Below are 531 nucleotides of genomic sequence, written 5' to 3'. Positions count from 1 at the left end.
ATGAATGATGAGTCAACGATACTGAGCCTAGCAGCAGAGATAGAGCGTGCTGGCTGGTTTACTAAGCCAGCGTTTGAAAAGTAGTTTAAATAGTATCGATACGCTTTAATCAAAACGGTAAATATCCATACCTAAGCTATGATGCGCCATGCTTTGATGAACCACAGAGACACGTTGTCCTGCACCTAGAGCAAAAAATAGCGGCAATAAATGCTCGTCGCTTGGGTGGACATTGCGGTAGTCAGGATACTGCTGCCACTCTAGCGCCGTTGGTATATCAGTTTTGAGGTTTTTAAGCAGCCATAGCTTAAAGTCTTTAGCGGTCTCATCAATACTGTCAGCTTGCCATTTCATAGCTTGTAGATTATGGGTAATACTGCCCGAACCGATAACAAGGATTTGCTGATGACGTAGATTTGCTAACTGCGCGCCCAATTGATAACAGGCTACGCTGTCATAATGACGCGGCAAAGAGATCTGCACGATGGGCACATCAGCATCTGGGTATAAATGATGAAGCGGTACCCAAAC

At 44.8% G+C, this 531-nt stretch carries 1 protein-coding gene; it reads right to left on the bottom strand.

Translation table 11 applies throughout. The features are described 5' to 3' along the window. Positions 1-105: 105 nt before the first annotated feature. Positions 106-531 (bottom strand): DODA-type extradiol aromatic ring-opening family dioxygenase (locus ACTXGO_RS16175; protein ID WP_443575244.1); only part of this gene is annotated, 426 nt, incomplete at its 5' end.

The sequence above is a fragment of the Psychrobacter sp. T6-1 genome, from assembly GCF_052258445.1.
Note: the sequence above shows the minus strand (reverse complement) of the source record. Positions and strands in the feature narration are given on the sequence as shown.